A 22268-nucleotide genomic window follows, 5' to 3' on the forward strand; every position below is an offset into this window, starting at 1 on the left:
ACAGACGCAAAGGCCGCACGTAGCCCGCTTTTACGATTCCCCATTCCCCATTCCCGATTCTCCCGCCGCCGCCGCCAACGGCGGCAGCGACGCCATGTCCCAGCGCGGCGTCACCCGTACCGCCGCGTCGCTGGACTGGCCGGCCTGCAGGCGCAGCGCGCCGGCGAAGGCGATCATCGCGCCGTTGTCGGTGCACAGCGCCGGACGCGGGAAGCAGGCGCGGCCGCCGCGCGCCTGCGCCATCGCCTGCAGCTTGGCGCGCAGGCGCAGGTTGGCGCCGACGCCGCCGGCGACCACGATGGTGGCGCTGCCCGCCGCCTGCAGCGCGCGCTCGCACTTGATCGCCAGCGTGTCCACCACCGCATCCTCGAAACCGCGGGCGATGTCGGCGCGGGTGCCCTCGCTCTGGTCGCTGCCGCGCCAGGCCAGCAGCACCTGGGTCTTGAGTCCGGAGAAACTGAAATCCAGCCCGGGCCGGTCGGTCATCGGCCGCGCGAAGCGGTACCGCCCCGGCGTGCCCAGCGCGGCCAGCGCGGCCAGCTGCGGGCCGCCCGGGTACGGCAGGCCCATCATCTTGGCGGTCTTGTCGAAGGCCTCGCCGGCGGCGTCGTCCAGGGTCTCGCCGAGCAGGCGGTACTGGCCGATCGCCTCAACCGCGATCAATTGGGTATGCCCGCCGGACACCAGCAGCGCCACGAACGGCGGCGCCGGCACGCCGTGCACCGGATCCGGATCCTCCATCAGCGGCGCCAGCAGGTGGCCTTCCATATGGTGGACGCCGATCGCCGGCACCTCCAGCGCCCAGGCCAGCGCGCGGGCCATGCCGGCGCCGACCAGCAGCGCGCCGACCAGGCCCGGGCCGGCGGTATAGGCCACCCCATCCAGGTCGCGCACGCGCAGCCCGGCCTCGGCCAGGGTCTGGCGGATCAGCGGCAGCAGCTTGCGCACGTGGTCGCGGCTGGCCAGTTCCGGCACCACCCCGCCGTATTCGGCGTGCAGCGCGATCTGGCTGTACAGCCCATGCGCGCGCAGCGCGGCCGCGCCGGACAGGGCGGTGTCGTAGACGGCGACGCCGGTTTCATCGCAACTGGATTCGATGCCGAGGACTCTCATGCCTGCCATTGTGGGGCCGAATCGGCGGCAGGCAAACGCCCCGCTTGCAGCCAGGAAATCAGTCGCTATAATGTGCGGCTCGCCGGGCGTGACCCGGTCACCATTGTGTCCCGGAGATTCCATGCCCAGCGTCAAAGTCCGCGAGAACGAGCCCTTCGAGTTTGCGCTCCGTCGCTTCAAGCGCACCTGCGAAAAGGCCGGCGTGCTGGCCGAAACCCGCAAGCGCGAGTTCTACGAAAAGCCGACCCAGGAACGCAAGCGCAAGGCCGCAGCTGCGGTGAAGCGTCAGCTGCGCCGGACGTCTCGCGACGTCACCAAGCGCCAGCGTCTGTACTGAGGATCGCGGTTTGCGGTAGCGGGTTGTGCCGGTTTCGGCATCCGCTACGTTAAGCCCACGAAGCCGGCACGCGCAAGCGTCGCCGGCTTTTTGTGTAGGCTCGATTCACGCTCGGCCGCATTGGCGGCTCCGTGCCCGGCGCAACCGCCGCGCATCGACACCCGCCGCGCGATCGAGACCGGCCACGCGGTGCACCTGCCGGCGCCGCGCCCTTTGCCAGCGGCCACCATCGTCCTTTCCGGGCCGATACAGCGCAGCGCCTAGAACGCCCCCCTTTTTTCCCTTCCCTTTGGAGTCCCTCATGACCCTCAAACAGCAGCTCACCGACGACATGAAGGCCGCGATGAAGGCCCGCGACACGCACAGCCTGGGCGTGATCCGGCTGATCAACGCCGCGATCCAGCAGAAGGAAGTGGACGAGCGCGCGGTGCTGGACGACGCCGCGGTGCTGGCGGTGATGGACAAGATGGTCAAGCAGCGCAAGGACTCGGTGAACCAGTACGCCGCCGCCGGCCGCGAGGACCTGGCGGCGATCGAGCGCGAGGAGATCGTGGTGATCGAGCGCTACCTGCCGGCCAAGCTCGGCGAGGCGGAGATCCTCGCCGCGATCCAGGCCGCGATCGCGCAGACCGGCGCCAGCGGCCCGGCCGACATGGGCAAGCTGATGGGCGCGCTGAAGCCGGCGCTGGCCGGCAAGGCCGACATGGGCCTGGTCTCGGTGCTGGTCAAGCAGCAGCTGGCCGGCTGATCCGGCGGCGGGCGTTCCCGGTCGGGCGACTTCACCCGCCTTTCGGCGCCGGGCTGCTACAACGCCGGCGAGCCTGCGACACCTTTTCGCGCACACGCGGGCCGGCATCGCGATGCCGCGCCCGTTGCAAGGCCGTTCCCGTTCCCATGTCCCTGCCGTTGTCGAGTGCCCGCCTGCACAAACACCTGGAACGCCTGCAGCAGAGCCTGCCGGCGGCGCTGCTGCGGCGTTTCGTCGAGATCGACGTGATGACCCAGGCGGCCTCGCTGTCGTTCTACGCCCTGCTGTCGCTGGCGCCGCTGCTGGTGTTGCTGCTGTGGCTGACCGCCTCGCTGTACCCGCAGGCGCAGCAGGCCTTCATCGAACAGATCGGGCAGCTGGCCGGGCATGGCGCGCGCGAAGTGGCGCAGACCATCATCGACAACGCCAAGAACCAGCCCAACGTCGGCTCGCTGGCCGGGCTGTGGAGCACGCTGCTGCTGTTCGTCGGCGCCACCGCGGTGTTCGCGCAGCTGCAGAACGCGCTGAACCTGATCTTCCGCACCGACAAGCAGCGCCTGGAAGGCATCGTGGCATGGCTGAAAAAGCGCGTGTTCTCCTTCGGCGTGGTGCTGGGGCTTGGCTTTCTGCTGCTGATCTCGATGATCCTGACCACGGTGGTGCAAGTGCTGTTCGCGCGCCTGCCCTCGCTGCTGCCGGCAGTGGGCTACGCCTCCACGCTGGCGATCTACATCCTGGCCTTCGCCGTGCTCTACCACTACCTGCCGGACCGGCGCGTGGAATGGCGCCAGGCGTTCATCGGCGGCGCCATCACCGCCTGCCTGTTCGTGGCCGGCCGCTATGCGATCGGCGCATACATCGCCACCGCCGCGCCGGGCAGCGCCTACGGCTCGATGGGCGCGCTGGTGATCCTGCTGGTGTGGATCTACTACGCCACCGTGGTGTTCTTCGTCGGCGCGCTGATCACCGCGGTGATCGACGAACGCCTGCGCTCGCGGCGCACGCTCGCCGCGGCCGGGATCGACGCCAGCGCGATCACCGCGATTCCGCCGCAGCTGTAGCACCGCAACGCCAGGGTTTGCGGCCCGATCCGTGGCGGCGGCGCGGACGCATGGCATCCTATCGCCCATGGCCCGCATCCCCGACGCGTTCATCGACGACCTGCTCGCCCGCACCGACATCGTCGAGGTGGTCGGCACGCGCGTGCCGCTGAAGCGCCAGGGCAAGGAATACGCGGCGCGCTGCCCGTTCCACGACGAGCGTTCGGCCTCGTTCACGGTGTCGCCGACCAAGCAGTTCTACCACTGCTTCGGCTGCGGCGCGCACGGCACCGCGATCAGCTTCCTGATGAATTACGACCGCCTCGAGTTCCTCGACGCGGTCGACGAGCTGGCCAAGCGCGCCGGCATGGAAGTGCCGCGCGACGCGCAGCAGCGCGGCGCCGCGCAGGCCGCCGGCGACGACCATCGCGACCTGTATTCGGCGCTGGACGCGGCGGCGAAGTTCTTCCAGCGCCAGCTCGAGTCCAGCGACAAGGCGCGCGGCTACCTCGACGGCCGCGGCGTGGACGCGGACAACCGCGCGCGCTTCCAGATCGGCTACGCGCCGGACGGCTACAGCGCGCTGAAGGACGCGCTGGGCACCGACGAGCGCCGCCACAAGCTGCTCGAGCGCGCCGGGCTGTTCTCCAAGAACGAGCGCGGCCACGTCTACGACAAGTTCCGCGACCGGGTCATGTTCCCGATCTTCGACCGCCGCGGCCGGGTCATCGCCTTCGGCGGCCGGGTCATGGACAAGGACGACGGCCCCAAGTACCTGAACTCGCCGGAGACCGCGCTGTTCCACAAGGGCCGCGAGCTGTACGGCCTGTGGCAGGTGCGCCAGGCCAACCAGAAGATCGAGCGGCTGATCGTCGTCGAGGGCTACATGGACGTGGTCTCGCTGTTCCAGTTCGGCGTCACCCAGGCGGTGGCGACGCTGGGCACCGCGACCACCTCCGAGCACGCCGAGCTGCTGTTCCGCAATGCGCCGGACGTGTTCTTCTGCTTCGACGGCGACGCCGCCGGCCGCCGCGCCGGCTGGAAGGCGCTGGAATCGGTGCTGCCGCGGATGAAGGACGGGCGCCAGGCGTTCTTCCTGTTCCTGCCCGACGGCGAGGACCCGGACAGCATCGTGCGCAAGGAAGGCGCCGACGGTTTCGCCGCGCGCCTGCAGCAGGCCACGCCGCTGTCGCAGTTCTTCTTCGACGAGCTGTCGCGCGAGGTCAACCTGGCCACGCTCGACGGCAAGGCGCGGCTGGCCGAGCGCGCACGGCCGATGCTGGCGCAGATCCCCGATGGCGCCTTCGGCGACCTGATGCGCCAGCGCCTGGCCGAGATCACCGGCATCGGCGGCCCCGCGCCCGCCGCCGCACAGCTGGCCAAGCCGCCGCCGCGCGCGGCACGGCCGACGCAAAAGCGCAGCCTGGTGCGCGAGGCGATCGTGCGCCTGCTGCATACGCCCTCGCTGGCGCTGGACCTGCCCCCGCCCTACCCGTTCGCCGGCCTGCGCCTGCCCGGCATCGAACTGATGCTCGAGCTGCTGCAGATCGTGCACACGCGCCCGGACATCTCCACCGGCGCCCTGCTAGAGCACTTCCACGAACGCGAGGAACTGCCCGCGCTGCAGAAGCTGGCGGTGCAGGAGATTCCCGGCGAGACCGCCAGCTGGCGCCAGGAACTGCACGACGTGGTGGTGCAGTTGGAGCGGCAGACCCTGCAGCAGCGACTGGAGGAACTGCAGGCCAAGCAGCGCGCGCAGGGCCTGGACGAAACCGACAAGTACGAACTGCGCGAGCTGCTGCGGCTGCGCCCCGGTGCGCGCTGACGTGATGCGCCTGCCTGCGACCAGGATGCGTGCCGTGCCGGCGCGGCTTGCGTGCATGGACGACCGGCACCGGGCGCGGCGTGCGGCGCATGCGATCCGCAGCGCGCTCGCGCGCTCGCACGCGGCCCTCGCCGCCGTCCGTGGTCTACGATGGCCTACACGCGGCGCAACCGCGTCCTGCGCTATCGCCGCGGTCGCGCGCCATCCGCACGACGGCGTAGTTCGGCACGCAGCATCGCCATCGCACTTCCCGCGCCGCCGCTGCCGGCGGCCCCCTTCGCCGAGATTCCCTCCCCGATGAGCCTGCTGAAAAAACTCCGCATCGAACCGTTCACCCTGGCCCTGCTCGGCACCGTGCTGCTGGCCTCGCTGCTGCCGGTGCGCGGGCAGGCCGCGGCGATCATGGACGCCGTCACCGACATCGCCATCGCCGCGCTGTTCTTCCTGCACGGCGCGCGCCTGTCGCGCGAGGCAATCGTCGCCGGCGCGCTGCACTGGCGCCTGCACCTGACCATCCTCGCCGCCACCTTCGTGCTGTTCCCGCTGCTGGGACTGCTGCTCAAGCCGCTGTCGCACTGGCTGCTGACCCCGGAGCTGTATATCGGCGTGCTGTTCCTGTGCACGCTGCCGTCTACCGTGCAGTCGTCGATCGCGTTCACCTCGATGGCCGGCGGCAACGTGCCGGCGGCGGTGTGCAGCGCCTCGCTGTCGAGCCTGCTCGGGGTGTTCCTGACGCCGCTGCTGATGGGCCTGCTGGCCGGCGCGCAAAGCGCGATGGCCAACCCGCTGGAGGCGATGGGCAAGATCATGCTGCAGCTGCTGGTGCCGTTCGTGGCCGGCCACCTGCTGCGGCCCTGGGTCGGCGCCTGGGTCGAACGGCGCCGCGCGGTGCTGCGCTACACCGACCAGGGGGTGATCCTGCTGGTGGTGTACACCGCCTTCAGTGCCGCGGTGATCGAAGGCCTGTGGCGCAAGACGCCGTTGCCGGCACTGCTCGGCGTGGCGCTGGTGGCCGCGCTGCTGCTGGCGCTGGCGATGGCGCTGATCACCTTCGCCGCGCGGCGGCTGGGCTTCGGCCGCCACGACGAGATCCCGATCGTGTTCTGCGGCTCGAAGAAGAGCCTGGCCACCGGCGTGCCGATGGCCAAGGTGCTGTTCGCCAGCGGCAGCCTGGGCGCGATCGTGCTGCCGGTGATGATCTACCACCAGATCCAGCTGATCGTCTGCGCCTTCGTCGCGCAGCGCTATGCGCGCGACGGCCGGGCCGCGCAGCGCGGCTAAGCACGGTGCGCCGGGCAGCGATGCATCGGCTTGCGCGCTGGCGAAACCGGAAGACTGCGCAATGCAGGCCGCGCCGTCGCCAGCGCCCGCACGGCGCCGCGCGCTGCTGCTGAATCGCGGCATATGCAGATGCGCAACCGGCATGTCCGCCAGGTCCCCGCGGCGCCAGCCGCTGGGTACAGTGCGCGATTGGTGCCATGGCCTGCACGGCGTGCGCCGCCGCCCCTCTCCACCCGGTGACCGACGTATGCGCCGCACGCTCCGCCTTTCCGTGATGAGGTCCGCCAGCCTGGCCGCAGCGCTGGCGCTGGGCGGCTGCGACAAGCCGCCCGCTCCCGCCAAGCCGCAGGCCGCCACATCGGCCAAGGCGCCCGACAGCGCCGGCATCGCCTGGCGCGAGGGCGACGTCGACGATGCCTTCGCCGAAGCGCGCGAGCAGAACAAGCCGGTGCTGCTGTACTGGGGCGCGGCCTGGTGCCCGCCGTGCAACCGGCTCAAGGCCACCCTGTTCAAGGACCCGGCCTTCATCGCCCGCACCCGCGCCTTCGTCGCGGTGCACCTGGACGGCGATTCGCAAGGCGCGCAGGCCTGGGGCGAACGCTTCGGGATCAAGGGCTATCCGACCATCATCGTGCTGCGCCCGGACCGCAGCGAGGTCACCCGCCTGGCCGGCGACAGCGACACCGCGCGCCTGGCCGAGGCCTTGCGCGTGGCCGCGACCCGCACCACCAGCTCGGCGCAGTTGCTGCAGAAGGCGCTGCACGCACCGGCCACGCTCGACGCCGACGACTGGACCCTGCTCGGCGAGTACGGTTGGGCGGTGGACGCCAACCAGCTGATCAAGCCGGAGCAGGCCGCCGGCGTGCTCGCGCAGCTGGCCGCCGCCGCGCCGCAACCGGCGCTGCAACGCCGCTTCGCGCTGCTGGCGCTGGCCGCGCAGGATCCGGACAAGGCCGGCGTGGCGGACGCCAAGCGCCGCGCCGCCGATCGCAGCCTGCTGCAGGCGGTGCTGGCCGATCCGGCCGAAGTCCGCGCCAACCGCAGCACGCTGACCTATTCCGCCCGCGAACTGGTGCAGGCCGCGGCCGCCGATGCCAGCGAGCGGACCACATTGTCCAACGCGCTGACCGGCGCGCTGGACCGGGTCTATGCCGACAGCAGCCTGCCGATCAGCGATCGTCTGGATACCGCGTACGCCGACATCCAGCTGGCGCGGCTGGCGCAGGGCCAGCCGGCCGACCCGGGCGATACGCCGCATCCGCCGCTGCCGGCCGCGGTGGTCGCCAAGGTGCAGCAACGCGTGCAGTGGGCCGAGCAGGCGGCCAAGACCGACTACGAACGCCAGTCCACGATCAGCACCGCCGCCGGCCTGCTCGACGACGCCGGCGACCGCACCGGCGCCGAACAGCTGCTGCTGGCCGAACTGGGGCACAGCAAGACGCCGTACTACTACATGCCGGAACTGGCCGGCCTGGCCGAGGCGCGCGGCGACAAGCAGACCGCGCTGTACTGGCTGAAGAAGGCCTACGAGAGCGCCGAAGGCCCCGCCACCCGGGTGCAGTGGGGCGTGCTCTACGTCGATGGCCTGATCCGGCTGCAGCCGGACAATGCGGCCGCGATCGAGGCCGCGGCCGGCCAGGTCGTCGCCGAACTGGCCGCACAGCCCGGCGGCTACCACCAGCGCACCCGGCAGCGCTTCGACACGCTGGCCAAGACCCTGCAAGGTTGGAGCAAGGGCCATGGCGGCAGCGCGGTGCTCGCGCGGCTGCAGCACAAGATGCAGGAAAGCTGCGGCAGCCAGGACCGCGACAGCTGCCAGCACTGGCTGAGCTGAGCGACGATCCGAAGCAGGAAAACCTGCGGCTATGCCAGCCCCAGCTAGTCGCCGCCGCCAGGTCGACCGCTTCGCTCGTCGCGACTGATGGGTCGAGGCCGCCGGAGTCGCTCCAGCAGGAACTTGCGACCAGCTTGCTGGGTGCACTGTAGGAGGGACTCTGGGTGGCCTTGGGCCATCAGTCCCGACAGGTTCCGAAGCCGGATAGCTGGACCACTCCGCTCGTCGCGGTTGAAACCGCTCCTACAACAGGGCAGATCCATGACTTCGTTCATCGCGAATGAAGTCGCTCGCACACAGGACTTGCGACCGGCTTGCCGGGTGCACTGTAGGAGGGGCTTCAGCCCCGACGGCATCCGCAGCCAGCCAGTCGCCGGCTGCGCACATCACCGCCGCAGCCGCTGCATACAGACTCCCCGGGCCGCTCAGCCCGGCAGCAGCCAGTGATCCACCAGCAGGAACGCGAACAGCGCCATCAGGTACACGATCGAATAGCCGAACATGCGCATCGAGAACATCTCGTCCGGCGGATCGAGCATGCGCCAGGCGTACCAGACGAACACCGCGTCGAGCACCAGCGTGCCGCCGAGATAGAACACGCCGCTCATGCCCACCGCCGCCGGCAGCAGCGTCGCCACCACCAGCAGCAGCGTGTACACCAGGATCTGCTTGCGCGTATGCGCCACGCCGTGGGTGACCGGCAGCATCGGCACCGACGCCTTGGCGTAGTCGGCGCGGCGGAAGATCGCCAGCGCCCAGAAGTGCGGCGGCGTCCACACGAAGATGATCAGCACCAGCAGCGAGGCGTAGGCCCAGTCCCACTGGCCCTGCATGCCGGTGATCGCGGCCCAGCCGAGCAGCGGCGGCGCGGCGCCGGCTAGGCCGCCGATGACGATGTTCTGCGGCGTGGTGCGCTTGAGGAACACGGTGTAGATCACCGCATAGCCGATCAGCGAGGCGAAGGTCAGCACCGCGGTGATGGTGTTGACCCAGATCACCAGGATCGCCATCGACAGCGCGGTCAGCAGCGTGGCGAACAGCAGCACCTGCCACGGCAGCACCTTGCCCACCACCAGCGGCCGCCACGAGGTGCGCGCCATCTGCGCGTCGATGCGCGCGTCCAGCAACTGGTTGATCGCCGCCGCGGCCGACGCCGCCAGCCAGATGCCGAAGAAGCCGATCAAGCCAGTGCGCACCTGCGCCCTGGTCGGCACGCCGGGAACCGCCAGGCACATGCCGACCAGCGCGGTGAACACGATCAGCGCCACCACCTTGGGCTTGGTCAGATCCCAATAGTCGCGCCAATGCATGCCCTTGGCGCTCATTGCGGCGCCCGCAGCCGCGCCAGCAGCGACACCAGCACGAACAGCAGCGCCACCGCGCCGGCGTTGTGCAGCACCGCCACCGGCAGCGGCAGCGCCAGCTTGACGTTGAGGATGCCCAGGCTGACCTGCGCCAGCAGCAGCAGCGCCAGCGCCGCCGCCCAGCCGCGCATGCCCGGCGAGCGGCTCAGCCGCCAGCCCAGCCACAGCAGATAGGCCGCCACCAGCAGCGCCATCATCCGGTGCGCCATCTGGATCGCGATGCGCGCCGCGCCGTCGAGCACGCCGCCTTCGTAGTCCACGCCGATGCCGCGCCACAGGGTGAAGCCTGCGCGGAAATCGTGCGGCGGCCACCACTGGCTGACGCAGCGCGGGAAGTTGTCGGCCGACCAGCTGCCGCCGCCGCAGGCCAGCGCCGCGTAGTTGGCGCTGACCCAGCCGCCGAGCGCGATCTGCAGCGCCAGCAGCGCCACGCCGAGGCGCAGCAGCCACTTCAGCCGCGCCGCATCGGCCAGGGTGATCGGCAGGTGGGTGGCGCGCCAGGCCATCCACACCAGCAGCGAGAACATCAACAGGCCGCCGAGCAGATGCCCCATCACCACGATCGGCTTGAGCAGCAGGGTCACCGTCCACATGCCGAGCAGCGCCTGGAAGATCACCACCGCCAGGGTCAGCACCGCCGCGCGCGCCAGGTCGCTATTGGACCAGCGCAGCGCCGCCAGCAACAGGATCGCTTCGCCGGCAGCGGCCAGCGCCATCGCCAGCGATGGCCAGCCGGACATGTACAGCGGGATCGACAGCGCCACCAGCAGCGCGGCGCCGACGATCTGGGCGATGCCCAGGCGCCGCCGGCGCGCGGCCAGCAGCGACAGCACCAGCACTTCCACGCCCAGCGCCCCGGCCAGGAAGCGGTGCACCTGCTCGCGCCAGGCCTTGTGCGTCTCCAGCGGGCGGATCTTGCTGGCCGCATGCGTGTTGGCCTCGTCGCTGGTCTGTGGCCAGGTCACCCGGCCATAGCAGGTCGGCCAGTCCGGGCAGCTCATGCCCGCATCGGACAGGCGCACGAACGAACCGAACATGATCGTGCTGGCGGTGAACAGCGCCGCCAGCCAGGCCATGCGGTGGAAGTGCCGAAACAGCGCCGGCGGCGCGAACAGGTTCATAGGGGGACGACTCACAGGAGTTTCAGCAGCTTCGACACATCCGCGCGCAGCCCGGCCGGGTCGAAGCCCGGCGCGTAGCGCAGCACCACGAAGCCGTTCGGATCGATCACATAGACCGGCACCCCGGCCGCATCGTGCACGCGCGGCAGGCCGGCCAGCAGCGCCGCGTCGGCGCGCAGCACGCGCAGCTGCGGCAGCGCGCGCAGCGTCGGCGGCGGCGCGCCGATCCACAGGATCTGCACGTGGTCGGCATCGTGGCCGAACAGCTGCCAGACCTTGTCCAGATCGCGTGCCAACGCCTCGCAGGCGCTGCCGCAGTCGCGCGGCGGCGCCAGCGCGATACGCCACAGCCGCTGCTGCGGCTGCCAGGCGTAGACGCGGCCGTCCTCGAGCCGCGGCTGCAGCGCGCGCAGATCGGCCGGCGGCTGCAGCAACTCGCCGTGATTGCGGTTGCCGGGCGGTTGCCAGCCGGAAAAACGCAGCGCACCGGCGACCAGCATCGAGCCGAAGAACAGGGCGAACAGCGCGATCAACGTCCAGCGGCCGCGCGCGGTCGCCTGGCGTGGAGCCGAGGGGGAGGCATTCATGCCGGGGATTTTCTCATGCGCGCGCGCTCAGCGCCCGCCCCGCCCCTTGCGCGCGCGCCAGCTGAGCAGGCCCGCGGTGATCAGCACGGCCAGCGCCAGACCGAACCATTGCACCGCGTAACCCAGGTGGCGCTCGGGCGGCAGCGTGTTCGGCAGCATGTCCAGGTCGCGCGGATAGCCCAGCGGCAGGGCCGGATCCAGGCGCAGCACCTGCGACAAAATGTCGCGGCGTCCCAGCGCCTGGCCGATCGCCGCCGGCTCGAGGCGCATCGCCAGCCACAGCTGCGGCGCCGGCGCGGCGACCAGCGCCGGCCCCAGCGCCAGCCCATGCGACGGCGCCGGCCCGAGCAGGCCGACCAGCGTGTACTGCCCCTGCAGCGGCACCGGCGTCGGCAGCGCGCGATCGGCCGGCAGCGGCAGCCAGCCCAGTTCCACCAGCAGCGGCGCGCGCGCGCCATCGGCCAGGAACGGCTGGTACATCTTGACCCCGCTGCGGCCCTCGCGCAGCTGGTTGTCGAGCAGGATCTGCCCGGGCAGGAAACGGCCACTGCCGTGCACCCAGGCCAGTTGCGCCGGCCGTCCGCCGCGCAGGGCAGCGGCCAGCGCCTGCGGGCGATCGCGGATGTGCGCGGCCTGCGCGAGCAGCGCCTGTTTCTCGTGCATGCGCAGCAATTGCCAGCGGCCGAGCGCGCAGAAACACAGCGCCACCGCCAGCGCGACGCTCCAGCCCAGCCACAGCGGCAGGCGCGCGCGCGCAGCGACGCGCGAGGACGCGGCCAAGGTCATAATGCGGCGATACCGTGCACCGAGACGCCCATGAACGACTCGCTGAAAACCCTGCTGATCGTCGCGTTCCTGCTGGTCATTCTGTGGAACCTCGGCGCCGGCCTGTACTACCTGTTGGTGGACCGCGGCCAGAGCAAGCGCACGGTGAACGCGTTGACCTGGCGCATCGGCCTATCGGTGTGCCTGATCCTGCTGGTGATCCTGGGCATCTACACCGGCGTGATCAAGCCGCACGGGCTCGGCCGCTGAGACGCCGGGAGTGGGGAATCGGGAATGGGGAATGGGGAATCGCAAGAGCAGCGCTCCTGCCTTTCCGATTCCCCATTCCCGGCTCCCCATTCCCAGCTCTCAAAGCACATAGACGAACAGGAACAACGCCAGCCACACCACGTCGACGAAGTGCCAGTACCACGCCGCCGCTTCGAAGGCGAAGTGGTTGTCGCGGCTGAAATGCCCGCGCGCCGCGCGCAGCCACATCACCAGCAGCATGATCGTGCCCAGCAACACGTGCACGCCGTGGAAGCCGGTGAGCATGAAGAAGGTCGAGCCGTAGATGCCCGAACCCAGGGTCAGGTTGAGTTCCTTGTAGGCGTGGATGTATTCCTCGGCCTGGAAGTACAGGAAGGCGCAGCCCAGCAGCACGGTCAGTCCCTGGAACACCAGCAGCCGCGTGCGCTGGCCGGCCTTCAGGGCGTGGTGGGCGATGGTCAGGGTCACGCCGGAGCTGAGCAGGATCAGCGTGTTGATCAGCGGCAGGCCCCACGCCGGGATGGTCTGGAACTGGCCGCCGATCGCGCCCGGGCCGTTGGTCGGCCACGCCGCCGAATAGCCGTCCCACAGCAGCGCGTTGGTCATCACCCCGTCGCCGTCGCCGCCCAGCCACGGCAGGATGAAGGTGCGGGTGTAGAACAGCGCGCCGAAGAACGCGCCGAAGAACATCACTTCGGAAAAGATGAACCAGACCATGCCCATGCGGAACGACACGTCGACCTGGCGGTTGTAGTGGCCGGCGATCGATTCGCGGATCACGTCGCCGAACCACATGAACAAGGTCGCCACCAGCATCGCGATGCCGGTGAAGAAGGTCCACTTGCCCCAGGCCGCGTCGTTGAGCCAACTGGCCACGCCGATCATGGTCACGAACATCGCGATCGAGCCGATGAACGGCCAGCGGCTGTGGCTGGGCACGTAATAGGCGGTGGCGTCGGTGCTGGGCTGGGCCATGGCGGGCATTCCGGGTCGGGTCAGGGGGCCGCGCGCACGGAACCGGCCAGTTTCGGCGATCCCAGTTCCGCGCTCAGCGCATCGTTCTTGAAGAAGGTATACGACAGGGTGATGGTGGTGATGTCGCCGGGCAGGTTCGGATCGACGATGAAGCGCACCGGCATGTCGCGCTTCTCGCCGGCCTGCAGGGTCTGCGCAGTGAAGCAGAAGCACTCGGTCTTGGTGAAGTAGCCGGAGGCGCGCGCCGGCGCCACCGACGGCACCGCGCTGCCGACGATGGCACGCGCGCTGTCGTTGCGCGCGTAGTACAGCGCTTCATTGAGTTCGCCGGGCACTACGTCCATGGTCAGCTGTTCCGGATGGAACGACCACGGCAGTTTGGAGTTCACTCCGCCGTCGAATTCCACCTTGACCGTGCGCTTGCCGAGCAACGGCTTGCCCGCCTGCGGGCCTTCGCCCGGGCCGCGCTCCAGGCGCACGCCGAACACCTTTTCGCAGGCGATGCGGTACAGCGGCACCAGCGAGAAGGTCAGCACGAACACCGCCAGCGCCACGCCGACCAGCTTGAACAGCCCGGCGCTGCTGTGCACGCGCGGCGCCGGCACGTTCATCGGCCCAGTATCCCGGACAGGATGAAGCCGGCATAGATCAGCACCGCGATCGCACCGATCAGCAGCGCGGTGCGCACGGCGCGCTTGCGGCGCAGGGCCAGGTCGTCGAGCGGCGGTTGCGCGGTCATCAGTGGCTGATGTCGTCGTGGGCCAGGTCGCCGGGCTTGAGCACCGGCGGCAGGGTGAAGGTATGCGCCGGCGCCGGCGACGGCACGGTCCATTCCAGGCCGCGCGCGCCTTCCCACGAACGCGCCTCGGCGCGCGCGCCGTTGCGCAGCGACGCCAGCAAAATGCCGGCCATCAGGAACGGGGTGACGAACATGCCGAACGCGCCGATCGAGCTGACCAGGTTCCAGTCGGCGAACACCACGTTGTAGTCGGGGATGCGCCGCGGCATGCCGGCCAGGCCGAGGAAGTGCTGCGGGAAGAACAACAGGTTGACGAACAGCATCGTCCACCAGAAATGGAACTTGGCCCAGACCTCGCTGTACATGCGCCCGCTCCACTTCGGCCACCAGTAGTAGACCGCGGCGATCAGCCCGAACACCGCGCCGGTGACCAGCACGTAATGGAAGTGCGCGACCACGAAATAGGTGTCGTGATACTGGAAGTCGGCCGGCACGATCGCCAGCATCAGCCCGGAGAAGCCGCCGATGGTGAACAGGATGACGAACGACACCGCCCACAGCATCGGCGCCTCGAAGGTCAGCGAGCCCTGCCACATGGTGCTGACCCAGTTGAACACCTTCACCCCGGTGGGGATGGAGATCAGCATGGTGGCGAACATGAAGTAGATCTCGCCGCCCAGCGGCATGCCCACGGTGAACATGTGGTGGGCCCAGACGATGAAGCTCAGGAACGCGATCGCCGCGATCGCGTACACCATCGCCTGGTAGCCGAACAGCGGCTTGCGGCTGAAGGTCGGGATGATCTCGCTGACCACGCCGAACGCCGGCAGGATCATGATGTAGACCTCGGGATGGCCGAAGAACCAGAAGATGTGCTGGAACATCACCGGGTCGCCGCCGCCGGCGGCGTTGAAGAAGCTGGTGCCGAAGAACTTGTCGGTCAGCAGCATGGTCACCGCGCCGGCCAGCACCGGCATCACCGCGATCAGCAGGAACGCAGTGATCAGCCAGGCCCAGCAGAAGATCGGCATCTTCAGCAGGTCGATGCCGGGCGCGCGCATGTTCAGCACGGTGGCGATGATGTTGATCGCGCCCATGATCGAACTGATGCCGGCGACGTGGATCGCGAACACGCTGAAGGCCACGTTGTAGCCGCCCTGCAGCGACAGCGGCGGATACAGGGTCCAGCCGCCGGCCGGCGCGCCGCCGGGCAGGAACAGGGTCAGCAGCAGAAGGGTGAAGGCCACCGGCAGCAGCCAGAACGACCAGTTGTTCATGCGCGGCAGGGCCATGTCCGGCGCGCCGATCTGCAGCGGGATCATCCAGTTGGCCAGGCCGACGAAGGCCGGCATCACTCCGCCGAAGATCATCACCAGCGCATGCACGGTGGTCATCTGGTTGAAGAACTCGGGCTTGACGAACTGCAGGCCCGGTTGCGCCAGTTCCGCGCGGATCACCACGCTCATCCCTGCGCCGATGATGAACATGATGAAGCTGAAGAGCAGGTACAGCGTACCGATGTCCTTGTGGTTGGTGGAGAAGAACCACCGTTCCACGAAGCTCTGCTGATGCCCGTGCTCGTCGTGGTGATCGACTGCGGAATGGGCCATGGCGGCTACCTCAAAAAGGAATGCAGGAGATCAGGCGGCTTGCACGGTCAGGTGCGAGCCGGAACGAAGGCGGGGCAGCATGGCCTGCGGCGGCGCGGCCGGCGCGGCCGGCGCGGTGGCCTCGGGCGCGGGCGCATCCGCAGCCGCCGGCGCGGCGGGTGCTTCGGCAGGTGCGGCGGCCGGCGCGGCCGGTGCCGGCTTGCGCGACGCCAGCCACTTCTGGAAGTCCTGCTTGGACACCGCCTCGACCACGATCGGCATGAAGCCGTGGTCCTTGCCGCACAGTTCGGCGCACTGGCCGCGGTACACGCCGGGCGTGTCGATGTCGGTCCAGGCTTCGTTGATGATCCCGGGGATGGCGTCCTGCTTCCAGCCCAGCGCCGGCACCCACCAAGCGTGGATCACGTCGTCGGCGGTGATCACGAAACGCACCTTGGTGTTCACCGGCAGCACCAGCCGGTTGTCCACATCGAGCAGGTAATGCGGATTGCTCTGCAGGGTCGGCACCTTGCCGCTCTGGCGCATGCGGTCCGAGTCGCGCGCCAGGCGGCTGGTGAAGGAGACGTTCTCGCCCAGGTATTCGTAGCGCCACATCCACTGGTAGCCGGTGACCTTGACCGTCAGCTCGGCGCCGCGGGTGTCGTACATGGCGATCAGCTTGGCGGTGGCCGGCCACGCCATCGCGATCAGGATCAGCACCGGGATCACCGTCCAGATCACCTCGGCCCTGGTGTTGTGGCTGAACTGCGCCGCGACCGCGCCCTTGGACTTGCGGAACTTGAACATCGCATAGCCCATCGCGCCGAACACCAGCACGCCGATCACCGCGCAGATCCACAGCGACAGCATGTTCGAATCGTAGGCGTTGCGCGCGCTCTGGGTGACGCCGCGGCCCATGTTCAATTGCCAGGGTTTCGGATCGGCCGATTGTGCCCACGCCAGCGGTGCGGCCAGCGCCGCCGCCAATGCCAGTGCGCCCCTGACCGCCTGTTGCTTCCATCTACCGCTTCGCTTCATTGCCTAGACCCCTTGGAGCGTCATCGGTTGCGGCCGGTCGCGGCCGCCAGCAAGCCTTCCAGGGTCTGCGCCAGTTCGCGGCGCTCGCCCGGGCCGAGGAACTCGCCGACCCGGACCTGCTTGCCGCTGCACGCCAGCACCACCCTGTCGTCGCCTTCGATCCGCAACCGCACCCAATGCGGGTGGGCGCGGAACGCCGGCGTTCCTGCATTCGTGCGGGTCACTTCCACGCAGCCCGGACCCACCCGGATGTCCTCTTCGCGCTCGCCGCTGCGCCATGACCAGCGCAGCGCGAGCGCCACCACGATGCTGTGCAACAAGGCGAACGCCGGCGCGAACACGTTGCCGGCGAACCACCCCAACACCGCCACCACCCACATCGCCCCGGCCAGCGCCGCGAACAACATCACGAATTGCCGGGCACTGAGCGCCCGTGGCGGCCGCAGCCGCAGCTGCGTCCCCGCTTCTTCCGCAGAAAACGGACACATTTCGATCATGTCGAACCGCGCTTCCGAGCCGCCGCGCTGTGCCAGCCGCGAACAACGATTCGATGGTAGCCCCGGGCCTGCGTGCCGGCAAGCGCGGGTTCATCATAAAAAATGCTGCATTGCAACCGGATTTCTCGCCGCGCAGGTTCAGGCATCGCGGCACGGCGTGCGCAAGCGGGCGCTGGCATAAAATGCGCGCATCTTCCCTGGTTCTTCCTGCATGAACGCTCTGTCTGGCGCCGGTTCCGCACCGGCGATGCCGTCCGCGTCTCCCGCGCCGTTGCTTGCCCCCGAACTGCCCCCCGCCGGCCAGGCCCTGCGCGCCGCGATCACCGCCGCGTGGCTGAAGGACGAGGCCGAGCACGTGCGCGAACTGCTCGAGCAGGCGCGCCTGCCCGCCGCCGACCAGGCCAGGGTGCAGGCGCTGGCCGCCGACCTGGTCACTCGCGTGCGCGCCCGCGCCCAGAACCAGGGCGCGATCGAGGCCTTCATGCGCCAGTACGACCTGGGCAGCGAGGAAGGCGTGCTGCTGATGTGCGTGGCCGAGGCGCTGCTGCGCATCCCCGACCAGGAGACCGCCGACAAGCTGATCCGCGACAAGCTCGGCGATGGGGACTGGAACAAGCACATGGGCGAGAGCGACTCGGTGCTGGTCAACGCCTCCACCTGGGGCCTGATGCTCACCGGCAAGCTGGTGCAGATCAACGACCTGACCCGCGCCGACGTGGCCGGCGCGTTCAAGCGCCTGATCGGCCGCGTCGGCGAGCCGGTGATCCGCCTGGCGGTGCGCCAGGCGATGAAGATCATGGGCCACCAGTTCGTGATGGGCCGCAGCATCGGCGAGGCGCTGTCGCGCTCGAAGAAGGGCGACAACGCGCACTACCGCTACTCGTTCGACATGCTCGGCGAAGGCGCGCTGACCATGAAGGACGCGCACCGCTACCTCGACGCCTACCGCCAGGCGATCCACGCGATCGGGCGCAGCGGCCCCAACGGCTCGTACCAGGGCGGCGACGTGTTCGCCGCGCCCAGCATCTCGATCAAGCTGTCCGCGCTGTACCCGCGCTACGAGCACGCCAAGCGCGCGCGGGTGATGGCCGAGCTGGTGCCGGGCGTGCTGGAGCTGGCGCAGCTGGCCAGGTCCTACGGCATCGGCTACACCGTGGACGCCGAGGAAGCCGACCGTCTGGAGCTGTCGCTGGACATCATCGAGGCCACCTTCTCCGATCCGTCGCTGCAGGGCTGGGAAGGCTATGGCCTGGCGGTGCAGGCGTACCAGAAGCGCACCCCGTACACGATCGACTTCCTCGCCGAGCTGGCGCGCCGCGTCGGCCGCCGCATCCCGGTGCGCCTGGTCAAGGGCGCGTACTGGGACGCGGAGATCAAGCGCGCGCAGGTCGAGGGCCATCCGGGCTACCCGGTGTTCACCCGCAAGCAGAACACCGACGTGTCCTACCTGGCCTGCGCCAGGCGCATGTTCGCGCACAGCGACGCGCTGTACCCGATGTTCGCCACCCACAACGCGCAGACCATCGCCGCGGTGCGCGCCATCGCCGGCAGCAAGGATTACGAACACCAGAAACTGCACGGCATGGGCGACGACCTGTACGCCGAGGTGATCCCCGCCGAGCGCCTGGGCGTGCCGTGCCGCGTGTACGCGCCGGTCGGCTCGCACGAGGACCTGCTGCCGTACTTGGTGCGGCGCCTGCTCGAGAATGGCGCCAACTCCAGCTTCGTCAACCGCATCACCGACGAGGACGTGGCCATCGAGGAGCTGATCCGCGACCCGGTCGAAGCGGTGTCCGCGTTCGCCTCCATCCCGCATCCGAAGATTCCGCTGCCGGCCGACCTGCTGCGCAGCCAGAACCACAACAGGAAGAATTCCATGGGCGCCAACCTCGCCAACGACAACGACCTGCGCGCGCTGGCCGACCAGCTCAACGCCGCGATCAAGCCCTGGCAGGCCGCGCCGCTGGTGCCGGGCGCGGTGATCGCCAGCGAAGCGCTGCCGGTGCTCAATCCAGCCGACCGCCGCCAGACCGTTGGCCGCTGGCAGCCGGCCGACGCCGCCACCGTGGAGAAGGCGCTGGCCAATGCGGTGGCCGCGCAGCCGGGCTGGAACCGCACCCCGGCCGCCAGCCGCGCCACCATCCTCGAGCACGCCGCCGACCTGCTGGAAGCGCGCATGCCCGAGTTCATCGCGCTGTGCGTCAAGGAAGCCGGCAAGACCCTGCCCGACGGCGTCGCCGAAGTGCGCGAGGCGGTGGATTTCCTGCGCTATTACGCCGGGCAGGCGCGCGCCCAGTTCGGCGCGCCCGAGCGCCTGCCCGGGCCGACCGGCGAATCCAACGAACTGCAGCTGCACGGCCGCGGCGTGTTCGTGTGCATCAGCCCGTGGAACTTCCCGCTGGCGATCTTCCTCGGCCAGGTCGCCGCGGCGCTGGCCGCCGGCAACAGCGTCATCGCCAAGCCGGCCGAGCAGACCAACCTGGTCGGCCATGCCGCGGTGAAGCTGCTGCACGAGGCCGGCGTGCCGGAAGCGGCGGTGCAGTTCCTGCCCGGCGACGGCGCCACCGTCGGCGCCGCGCTGACTCGCGACCCGCGCGTGGCCGGCGTCGCCTTCACCGGCTCGACCGAGACCGCGCGCGCGATCAACCGCGCGCTGGCCGCGCGCGACGCCGCGATCGGCGTGCTGATCGCCGAGACCGGCGGCCAGAACGCATTCATCGCCGACTCCTCGTCGCTGCCCGAGGCGGTGGTCAAGGACGCGATCGCCAGCGCCTTCATCTCCGCCGGCCAGCGCTGCTCGGCCGCGCGCGTGCTGTTCGTGCAGGACGACATCGCCGACAAGGTGATGACCATGCTCGCCGGCGCGATGGCCGAACTGAAGATCGGCGATCCCGGCCTGCTGTCCACCGACGTCGGCCCGGTGATCGACGCCGACGCATTGCAGATCCTCAGCGACCACGCCGCGCGCATGGACCGCGAAGCGCGCCTGATCGCGGTGGCGGCGACCGACGACGGCACCGCGCACGGCAGCTTCTTCGCCCCGCGCGCCTACGAACTGCAGTCGCTGGCGCAGCTGCAGCGCGAGATCTTCGGGCCGGTGCTGCACGTGATCCGCTGGAAGGCCGATCAGCTCGACGCGGTGATCGAGCAGATCAACGCCACCGGCTACGGCCTGACCCTGGGCGTGCACTCGCGCATCGACGAGACCATCGAGCGCATCGCCGCGCGCGTGCGGGTCGGCAACGTCTACGTCAACCGCAACCAGATCGGCGCGGTGGTCGGGGTGCAGCCGTTCGGCGGCCAGGGCCTGTCCGGCACCGGCCCCAAGGCCGGCGGCCCGCACTACCTGCTGCGCTTCGCCACCGAGAAGGTGGTCACGGTCAACACCACCGCGGCCGGCGGCAATGCCTCGCTGCTGACCCTGGGCGACTGAAATGCTTCGTTGCCGACCCTGGGCGACTGACCGGCCGCGAGGTTCCCTCCGACATTTCTGTAGAGCGGCTTCAGCCGCGACAGCTCAGCGTGCTTGGCGACGGATCGACAGCTCCGTCGCCGTATCCTCATGCGCCCATCAGCCATGCAGATGCATCGGCCGCTGGCACAATGTTGTGTCGCAAGGTGCCCGAACAGGCTCTCGAGCTAGAAGCCGCACGCGCTGCGGGATCCCTGGTTGCACAAAAAAAGCCCCGCCGAAGCGGGGCTTTTTGTTCGCCGCGGCCTGCGCCGCGGCGATGTCGCTGCAGTACCGGCCGGATCAGAACGTGTAGTTGACCGAAGCCGCCAGCACGTTGCCGCTCACGTCGTAGCTGCCGATCAGGGTGTTGCCGGTGGCGGTGGTCGAGTTGATGCTCGGATCGCTGGTGAACAGGTGGGTATAGCCGAAGCTGTACTCGGCCTGCTCGGACGGACGCCAGCTCAGACCCAGCGAGACCCACTTGCGGCTCGCGTCGGGCACGCGCACGTCGCGGTGTTCGTTGCTGGTCGGGGTTTCGTCGTAGGCCAGGCCGCCACGCAGGGTCAGCGTGTCGCTCATGCGGTAGTCGGCACCGATCGAGACGAAGGTGGTGTCGTTGTAGGCGAAGTTGAGCACGCTGTCGGGCTGGTTGTTCGCGAAGTCCACCGTCACCTGGTCGAACTTGCTCCAGGCGGTGCGGGTGACGTCGGCCATCACCGTCCACTGCTCGTTGATGTTGTGGGTGAAGCTGGCGGTCGCGCTGGCCGGCAGGGTCACCGTGGCGCGGCCCTTGGTGTCGACGAAGGTGCCCGACGCGGCCACGGCCAGCACGGTGGCGGCGTTGGCCGGGGTGGTGAAGTCGGCATCGCCGTCGGTGATCTTGTGCTCGACCTTCGACCGGTAGCTGAAGCCGATGTGGGTGTTCTCGTCGATGCTGAACAGGCCGCCGAGGGTGTAGCCGACATCGGTGCTGTTGCCCTTGATGCGCGAGAAGCCGTCGGCACTGCCCGGCGCGAAGCCCGGCACCCGGCGCGCGGCCAGGACACTGCCGAGATCGATCGCGTTGGACAGGTCGATGTCCAGGCGCTCGGCGAACACCGATGCGCCGAACGACACGTACGGATTCACGTCGTAGGAGAAGGCCAGGTTGAGGTCGATCGCCTGCAGTTCGGTCTTGACGCCATTGTAGCGGCCGACCCAGTCGCGGTCGTATTCGGTCTTGAAGCCGTACGGCACGGTCAGCGAGGTGCCGAAGTGCATGTTGTTGTTCTCGCCGAACGGCAGGTGGAAGTAGACCGCCGGGACCGGCGCGATCGTGCCGGCATCGCCGCCGTCGCCGCCGGAGATCGCCGAGCCGGTGGCGTAGCTGCCATCGCCCTTGTACTTGGCCGAGAACTGGATCGCGCTGACGTCGGCCTGGAACAGCTTGCCGTCGAGCTGACGCATGCCGGCCGGGTTGTTGACGATGATCGCGGCGTCGCCGGCGGCGCTGCCGGAGCCGGCGAAGGCACGGCCCAGGCCCTTGGCGCTGTTTTCCTTCAGCTGAAACGCGGCGCCATGCGCCTGACCGATGGTCAGGGCGCCGACAATACCGACGGCCAGGGCGGTGAAACGGACGAACTGGGTTGCGTTTTGCATGGCTTGTTACTCTCTCCGGAAGACGAAAATGTCTGTGTCCGCGTCTGCGCATC

At 69.4% G+C, this 22268-nt stretch carries 20 protein-coding genes; 8 read left to right on the forward strand and 12 right to left on the reverse strand.

Annotated features, from left to right (window positions below):
- Positions 1–30: 30 nt before the first annotated feature.
- A complete protein-coding gene (gene tsaD / locus FZ025_RS06930) occupies positions 31–1113 on the reverse strand; it encodes a tRNA (adenosine(37)-N6)-threonylcarbamoyltransferase complex transferase subunit TsaD (protein WP_104558528.1) in 1083 nt (360 codons plus the stop codon).
- A 121-nt stretch (positions 1114–1234) separates the two neighbouring features.
- Here tsaD and rpsU point away from each other — a divergent pair, with 121 nt between their 5' ends.
- From rpsU to FZ025_RS06960, 6 genes are all read left to right on the forward strand, one after another.
- Entirely contained in the window at positions 1235–1450 is a 216-nt protein-coding gene (gene rpsU, locus FZ025_RS06935) for a 30S ribosomal protein S21 (protein ID WP_003465342.1), read from the forward strand.
- 301 nt (positions 1451–1751) lie between these two features.
- Positions 1752–2198, forward strand: a complete 447-nt coding sequence (locus tag FZ025_RS06940) for a GatB/YqeY domain-containing protein (RefSeq protein WP_046980966.1) — start codon at positions 1752–1754, stop codon at positions 2196–2198.
- Positions 2199–2344: 146 nt separating this feature from the next.
- Entirely contained in the window at positions 2345–3259 is a 915-nt protein-coding gene (locus tag FZ025_RS06945; protein WP_046980967.1) for a YihY/virulence factor BrkB family protein, read from the forward strand.
- 67 nt (positions 3260–3326) lie between these two features.
- A complete protein-coding gene (dnaG, locus tag FZ025_RS06950) occupies positions 3327–5063 on the forward strand; it encodes a DNA primase (RefSeq protein WP_046980968.1) in 1737 nt (578 codons plus the stop codon).
- Positions 5064–5360: 297 nt separating this feature from the next.
- Positions 5361–6344, forward strand: a complete 984-nt coding sequence (locus FZ025_RS06955) for a bile acid:sodium symporter family protein (RefSeq protein ID WP_046980977.1) — start codon at positions 5361–5363, stop codon at positions 6342–6344.
- Between the two features lie 247 nt (positions 6345–6591).
- The gene (locus FZ025_RS06960; RefSeq protein WP_046980969.1) at positions 6592–8178 is read left to right on the forward strand and encodes a thioredoxin family protein; all 1587 of its coding nucleotides are present in this window, start codon (positions 6592–6594) and stop codon (positions 8176–8178) included.
- A 425-nt stretch (positions 8179–8603) separates the two neighbouring features.
- Here FZ025_RS06960 and cyoE read toward each other — a convergent pair whose 3' ends face one another.
- Genes cyoE through FZ025_RS06980 form a run of 4 tightly spaced genes read right to left on the reverse strand, consistent with a single transcriptional unit; the run spans position 8604 to position 12036 of the window.
- Positions 8604–9503: a heme o synthase gene (gene cyoE, locus FZ025_RS06965; RefSeq protein ID WP_046980970.1), complete on the reverse strand. Its 900-nt coding sequence runs from the start codon at positions 9501–9503 to the stop codon at positions 8604–8606.
- Positions 9500–10663, reverse strand: coding sequence for a COX15/CtaA family protein (locus FZ025_RS06970; protein WP_046980971.1), 1164 nt, complete (start codon positions 10661–10663; stop codon positions 9500–9502). Before FZ025_RS06970 ends, cyoE begins: the two co-directional genes overlap by 4 nt.
- Before the next feature lie 11 nt (positions 10664–10674).
- A complete protein-coding gene (locus FZ025_RS06975; protein WP_046980972.1) occupies positions 10675–11250 on the reverse strand; it encodes a hypothetical protein in 576 nt (191 codons plus the stop codon).
- A gap of 27 nt (positions 11251–11277) precedes the next feature.
- Positions 11278–12036 carry an SURF1 family protein gene (locus tag FZ025_RS06980; RefSeq protein WP_046980973.1) on the reverse strand — a complete coding sequence of 253 codons (759 nt, stop codon included), beginning with the start codon at positions 12034–12036 and terminating at the stop codon, positions 11278–11280.
- Positions 12037–12066: 30 nt separating this feature from the next.
- Here FZ025_RS06980 and FZ025_RS06985 point away from each other — a divergent pair, with 30 nt between their 5' ends.
- Entirely contained in the window at positions 12067–12285 is a 219-nt protein-coding gene (locus tag FZ025_RS06985; protein WP_003480622.1) for a twin transmembrane helix small protein, read from the forward strand.
- A gap of 99 nt (positions 12286–12384) precedes the next feature.
- Here FZ025_RS06985 and FZ025_RS06990 read toward each other — a convergent pair whose 3' ends face one another.
- From FZ025_RS06990 to FZ025_RS07010, 6 genes are read right to left on the reverse strand one after another with little or no spacing between them, the layout of a single operon-like run.
- A complete protein-coding gene (locus FZ025_RS06990) occupies positions 12385–13260 on the reverse strand; it encodes a cytochrome c oxidase subunit 3 (RefSeq protein WP_046980974.1) in 876 nt (291 codons plus the stop codon).
- Between the two features lie 20 nt (positions 13261–13280).
- Positions 13281–13871, reverse strand: a complete 591-nt coding sequence (locus FZ025_RS06995) for a cytochrome c oxidase assembly protein (RefSeq protein ID WP_046980975.1) — start codon at positions 13869–13871, stop codon at positions 13281–13283.
- The gene (locus FZ025_RS22680; protein WP_280117179.1) at positions 13868–13999 is read right to left on the reverse strand and encodes a hypothetical protein; all 132 of its coding nucleotides are present in this window, start codon (positions 13997–13999) and stop codon (positions 13868–13870) included. The genes FZ025_RS06995 and FZ025_RS22680 overlap by 4 nt, the downstream gene beginning before the upstream one ends.
- The gene (gene ctaD / locus FZ025_RS07000) at positions 13999–15609 is read right to left on the reverse strand and encodes a cytochrome c oxidase subunit I (RefSeq protein ID WP_104558527.1); all 1611 of its coding nucleotides are present in this window, start codon (positions 15607–15609) and stop codon (positions 13999–14001) included. The genes FZ025_RS22680 and ctaD overlap by 1 nt, the downstream gene beginning before the upstream one ends.
- A gap of 30 nt (positions 15610–15639) precedes the next feature.
- On the reverse strand, positions 15640–16626 hold the full coding sequence (gene coxB, locus FZ025_RS07005) for a cytochrome c oxidase subunit II (protein WP_104558526.1): 987 nt from the start codon (positions 16624–16626) through the stop codon (positions 15640–15642).
- 20 nt (positions 16627–16646) lie between these two features.
- Positions 16647–17123, reverse strand: a complete 477-nt coding sequence (locus FZ025_RS07010) for a DUF2244 domain-containing protein (RefSeq protein WP_046980637.1) — start codon at positions 17121–17123, stop codon at positions 16647–16649.
- A gap of 247 nt (positions 17124–17370) precedes the next feature.
- On the opposite strand from FZ025_RS07010, the gene putA reads away from it, so the two are divergent.
- Positions 17371–20556 (forward strand): bifunctional proline dehydrogenase/L-glutamate gamma-semialdehyde dehydrogenase PutA, encoded by a 3186-nt coding sequence (gene putA, locus FZ025_RS07015; RefSeq protein ID WP_386269953.1) that lies wholly within the window; start codon positions 17371–17373, stop codon positions 20554–20556.
- Between the two features lie 321 nt (positions 20557–20877).
- Here the strand turns inward: putA and FZ025_RS07020 are convergent, their stop codons facing one another.
- Positions 20878–22215, reverse strand: a complete 1338-nt coding sequence (locus FZ025_RS07020) for an outer membrane protein transport protein (RefSeq protein WP_046980639.1) — start codon at positions 22213–22215, stop codon at positions 20878–20880.
- Between the last annotated feature and the right edge of the window lie 53 nt (positions 22216–22268).

Source organism: Xanthomonas hyacinthi (genome assembly GCF_009769165.1).
Classification (GTDB): domain Bacteria; phylum Pseudomonadota; class Gammaproteobacteria; order Xanthomonadales; family Xanthomonadaceae; genus Xanthomonas_A; species Xanthomonas_A hyacinthi.

Coding starts and splice junctions, on each gene's coding strand:
- tsaD (WP_104558528.1), bottom strand. CDS start 1,113: ATGAGAGTCCTCGGCATCGAATCCAGTTGCGATGAAACCGGCGTCGCC.
- rpsU (WP_003465342.1), top strand. CDS start 1,235: ATGCCCAGCGTCAAAGTCCGCGAGAACGAGCCCTTCGAGTTTGCGCTC.
- FZ025_RS06940 (WP_046980966.1), top strand. CDS start 1,752: ATGACCCTCAAACAGCAGCTCACCGACGACATGAAGGCCGCGATGAAG.
- FZ025_RS06945 (WP_046980967.1), top strand. CDS start 2,345: ATGTCCCTGCCGTTGTCGAGTGCCCGCCTGCACAAACACCTGGAACGC.
- dnaG (WP_046980968.1), top strand. CDS start 3,327: ATGGCCCGCATCCCCGACGCGTTCATCGACGACCTGCTCGCCCGCACC.
- FZ025_RS06955 (WP_046980977.1), top strand. CDS start 5,361: ATGAGCCTGCTGAAAAAACTCCGCATCGAACCGTTCACCCTGGCCCTG.
- FZ025_RS06960 (WP_046980969.1), top strand. CDS start 6,592: ATGCGCCGCACGCTCCGCCTTTCCGTGATGAGGTCCGCCAGCCTGGCC.
- cyoE (WP_046980970.1), bottom strand. CDS start 9,503: ATGAGCGCCAAGGGCATGCATTGGCGCGACTATTGGGATCTGACCAAG.
- FZ025_RS06970 (WP_046980971.1), bottom strand. CDS start 10,663: ATGAACCTGTTCGCGCCGCCGGCGCTGTTTCGGCACTTCCACCGCATG.
- FZ025_RS06975 (WP_046980972.1), bottom strand. CDS start 11,250: ATGAATGCCTCCCCCTCGGCTCCACGCCAGGCGACCGCGCGCGGCCGC.
- FZ025_RS06980 (WP_046980973.1), bottom strand. CDS start 12,036: ATGACCTTGGCCGCGTCCTCGCGCGTCGCTGCGCGCGCGCGCCTGCCG.
- FZ025_RS06985 (WP_003480622.1), top strand. CDS start 12,067: ATGAACGACTCGCTGAAAACCCTGCTGATCGTCGCGTTCCTGCTGGTC.
- FZ025_RS06990 (WP_046980974.1), bottom strand. CDS start 13,260: ATGGCCCAGCCCAGCACCGACGCCACCGCCTATTACGTGCCCAGCCAC.
- FZ025_RS06995 (WP_046980975.1), bottom strand. CDS start 13,871: ATGAACGTGCCGGCGCCGCGCGTGCACAGCAGCGCCGGGCTGTTCAAG.
- FZ025_RS22680 (WP_280117179.1), bottom strand. CDS start 13,999: ATGACCGCGCAACCGCCGCTCGACGACCTGGCCCTGCGCCGCAAGCGC.
- ctaD (WP_104558527.1), bottom strand. CDS start 15,609: ATGGCCCATTCCGCAGTCGATCACCACGACGAGCACGGGCATCAGCAG.
- coxB (WP_104558526.1), bottom strand. CDS start 16,626: ATGAAGCGAAGCGGTAGATGGAAGCAACAGGCGGTCAGGGGCGCACTG.
- FZ025_RS07010 (WP_046980637.1), bottom strand. CDS start 17,123: ATGATCGAAATGTGTCCGTTTTCTGCGGAAGAAGCGGGGACGCAGCTG.
- putA (WP_386269953.1), top strand. CDS start 17,371: ATGCCGTCCGCGTCTCCCGCGCCGTTGCTTGCCCCCGAACTGCCCCCC.
- FZ025_RS07020 (WP_046980639.1), bottom strand. CDS start 22,215: ATGCAAAACGCAACCCAGTTCGTCCGTTTCACCGCCCTGGCCGTCGGT.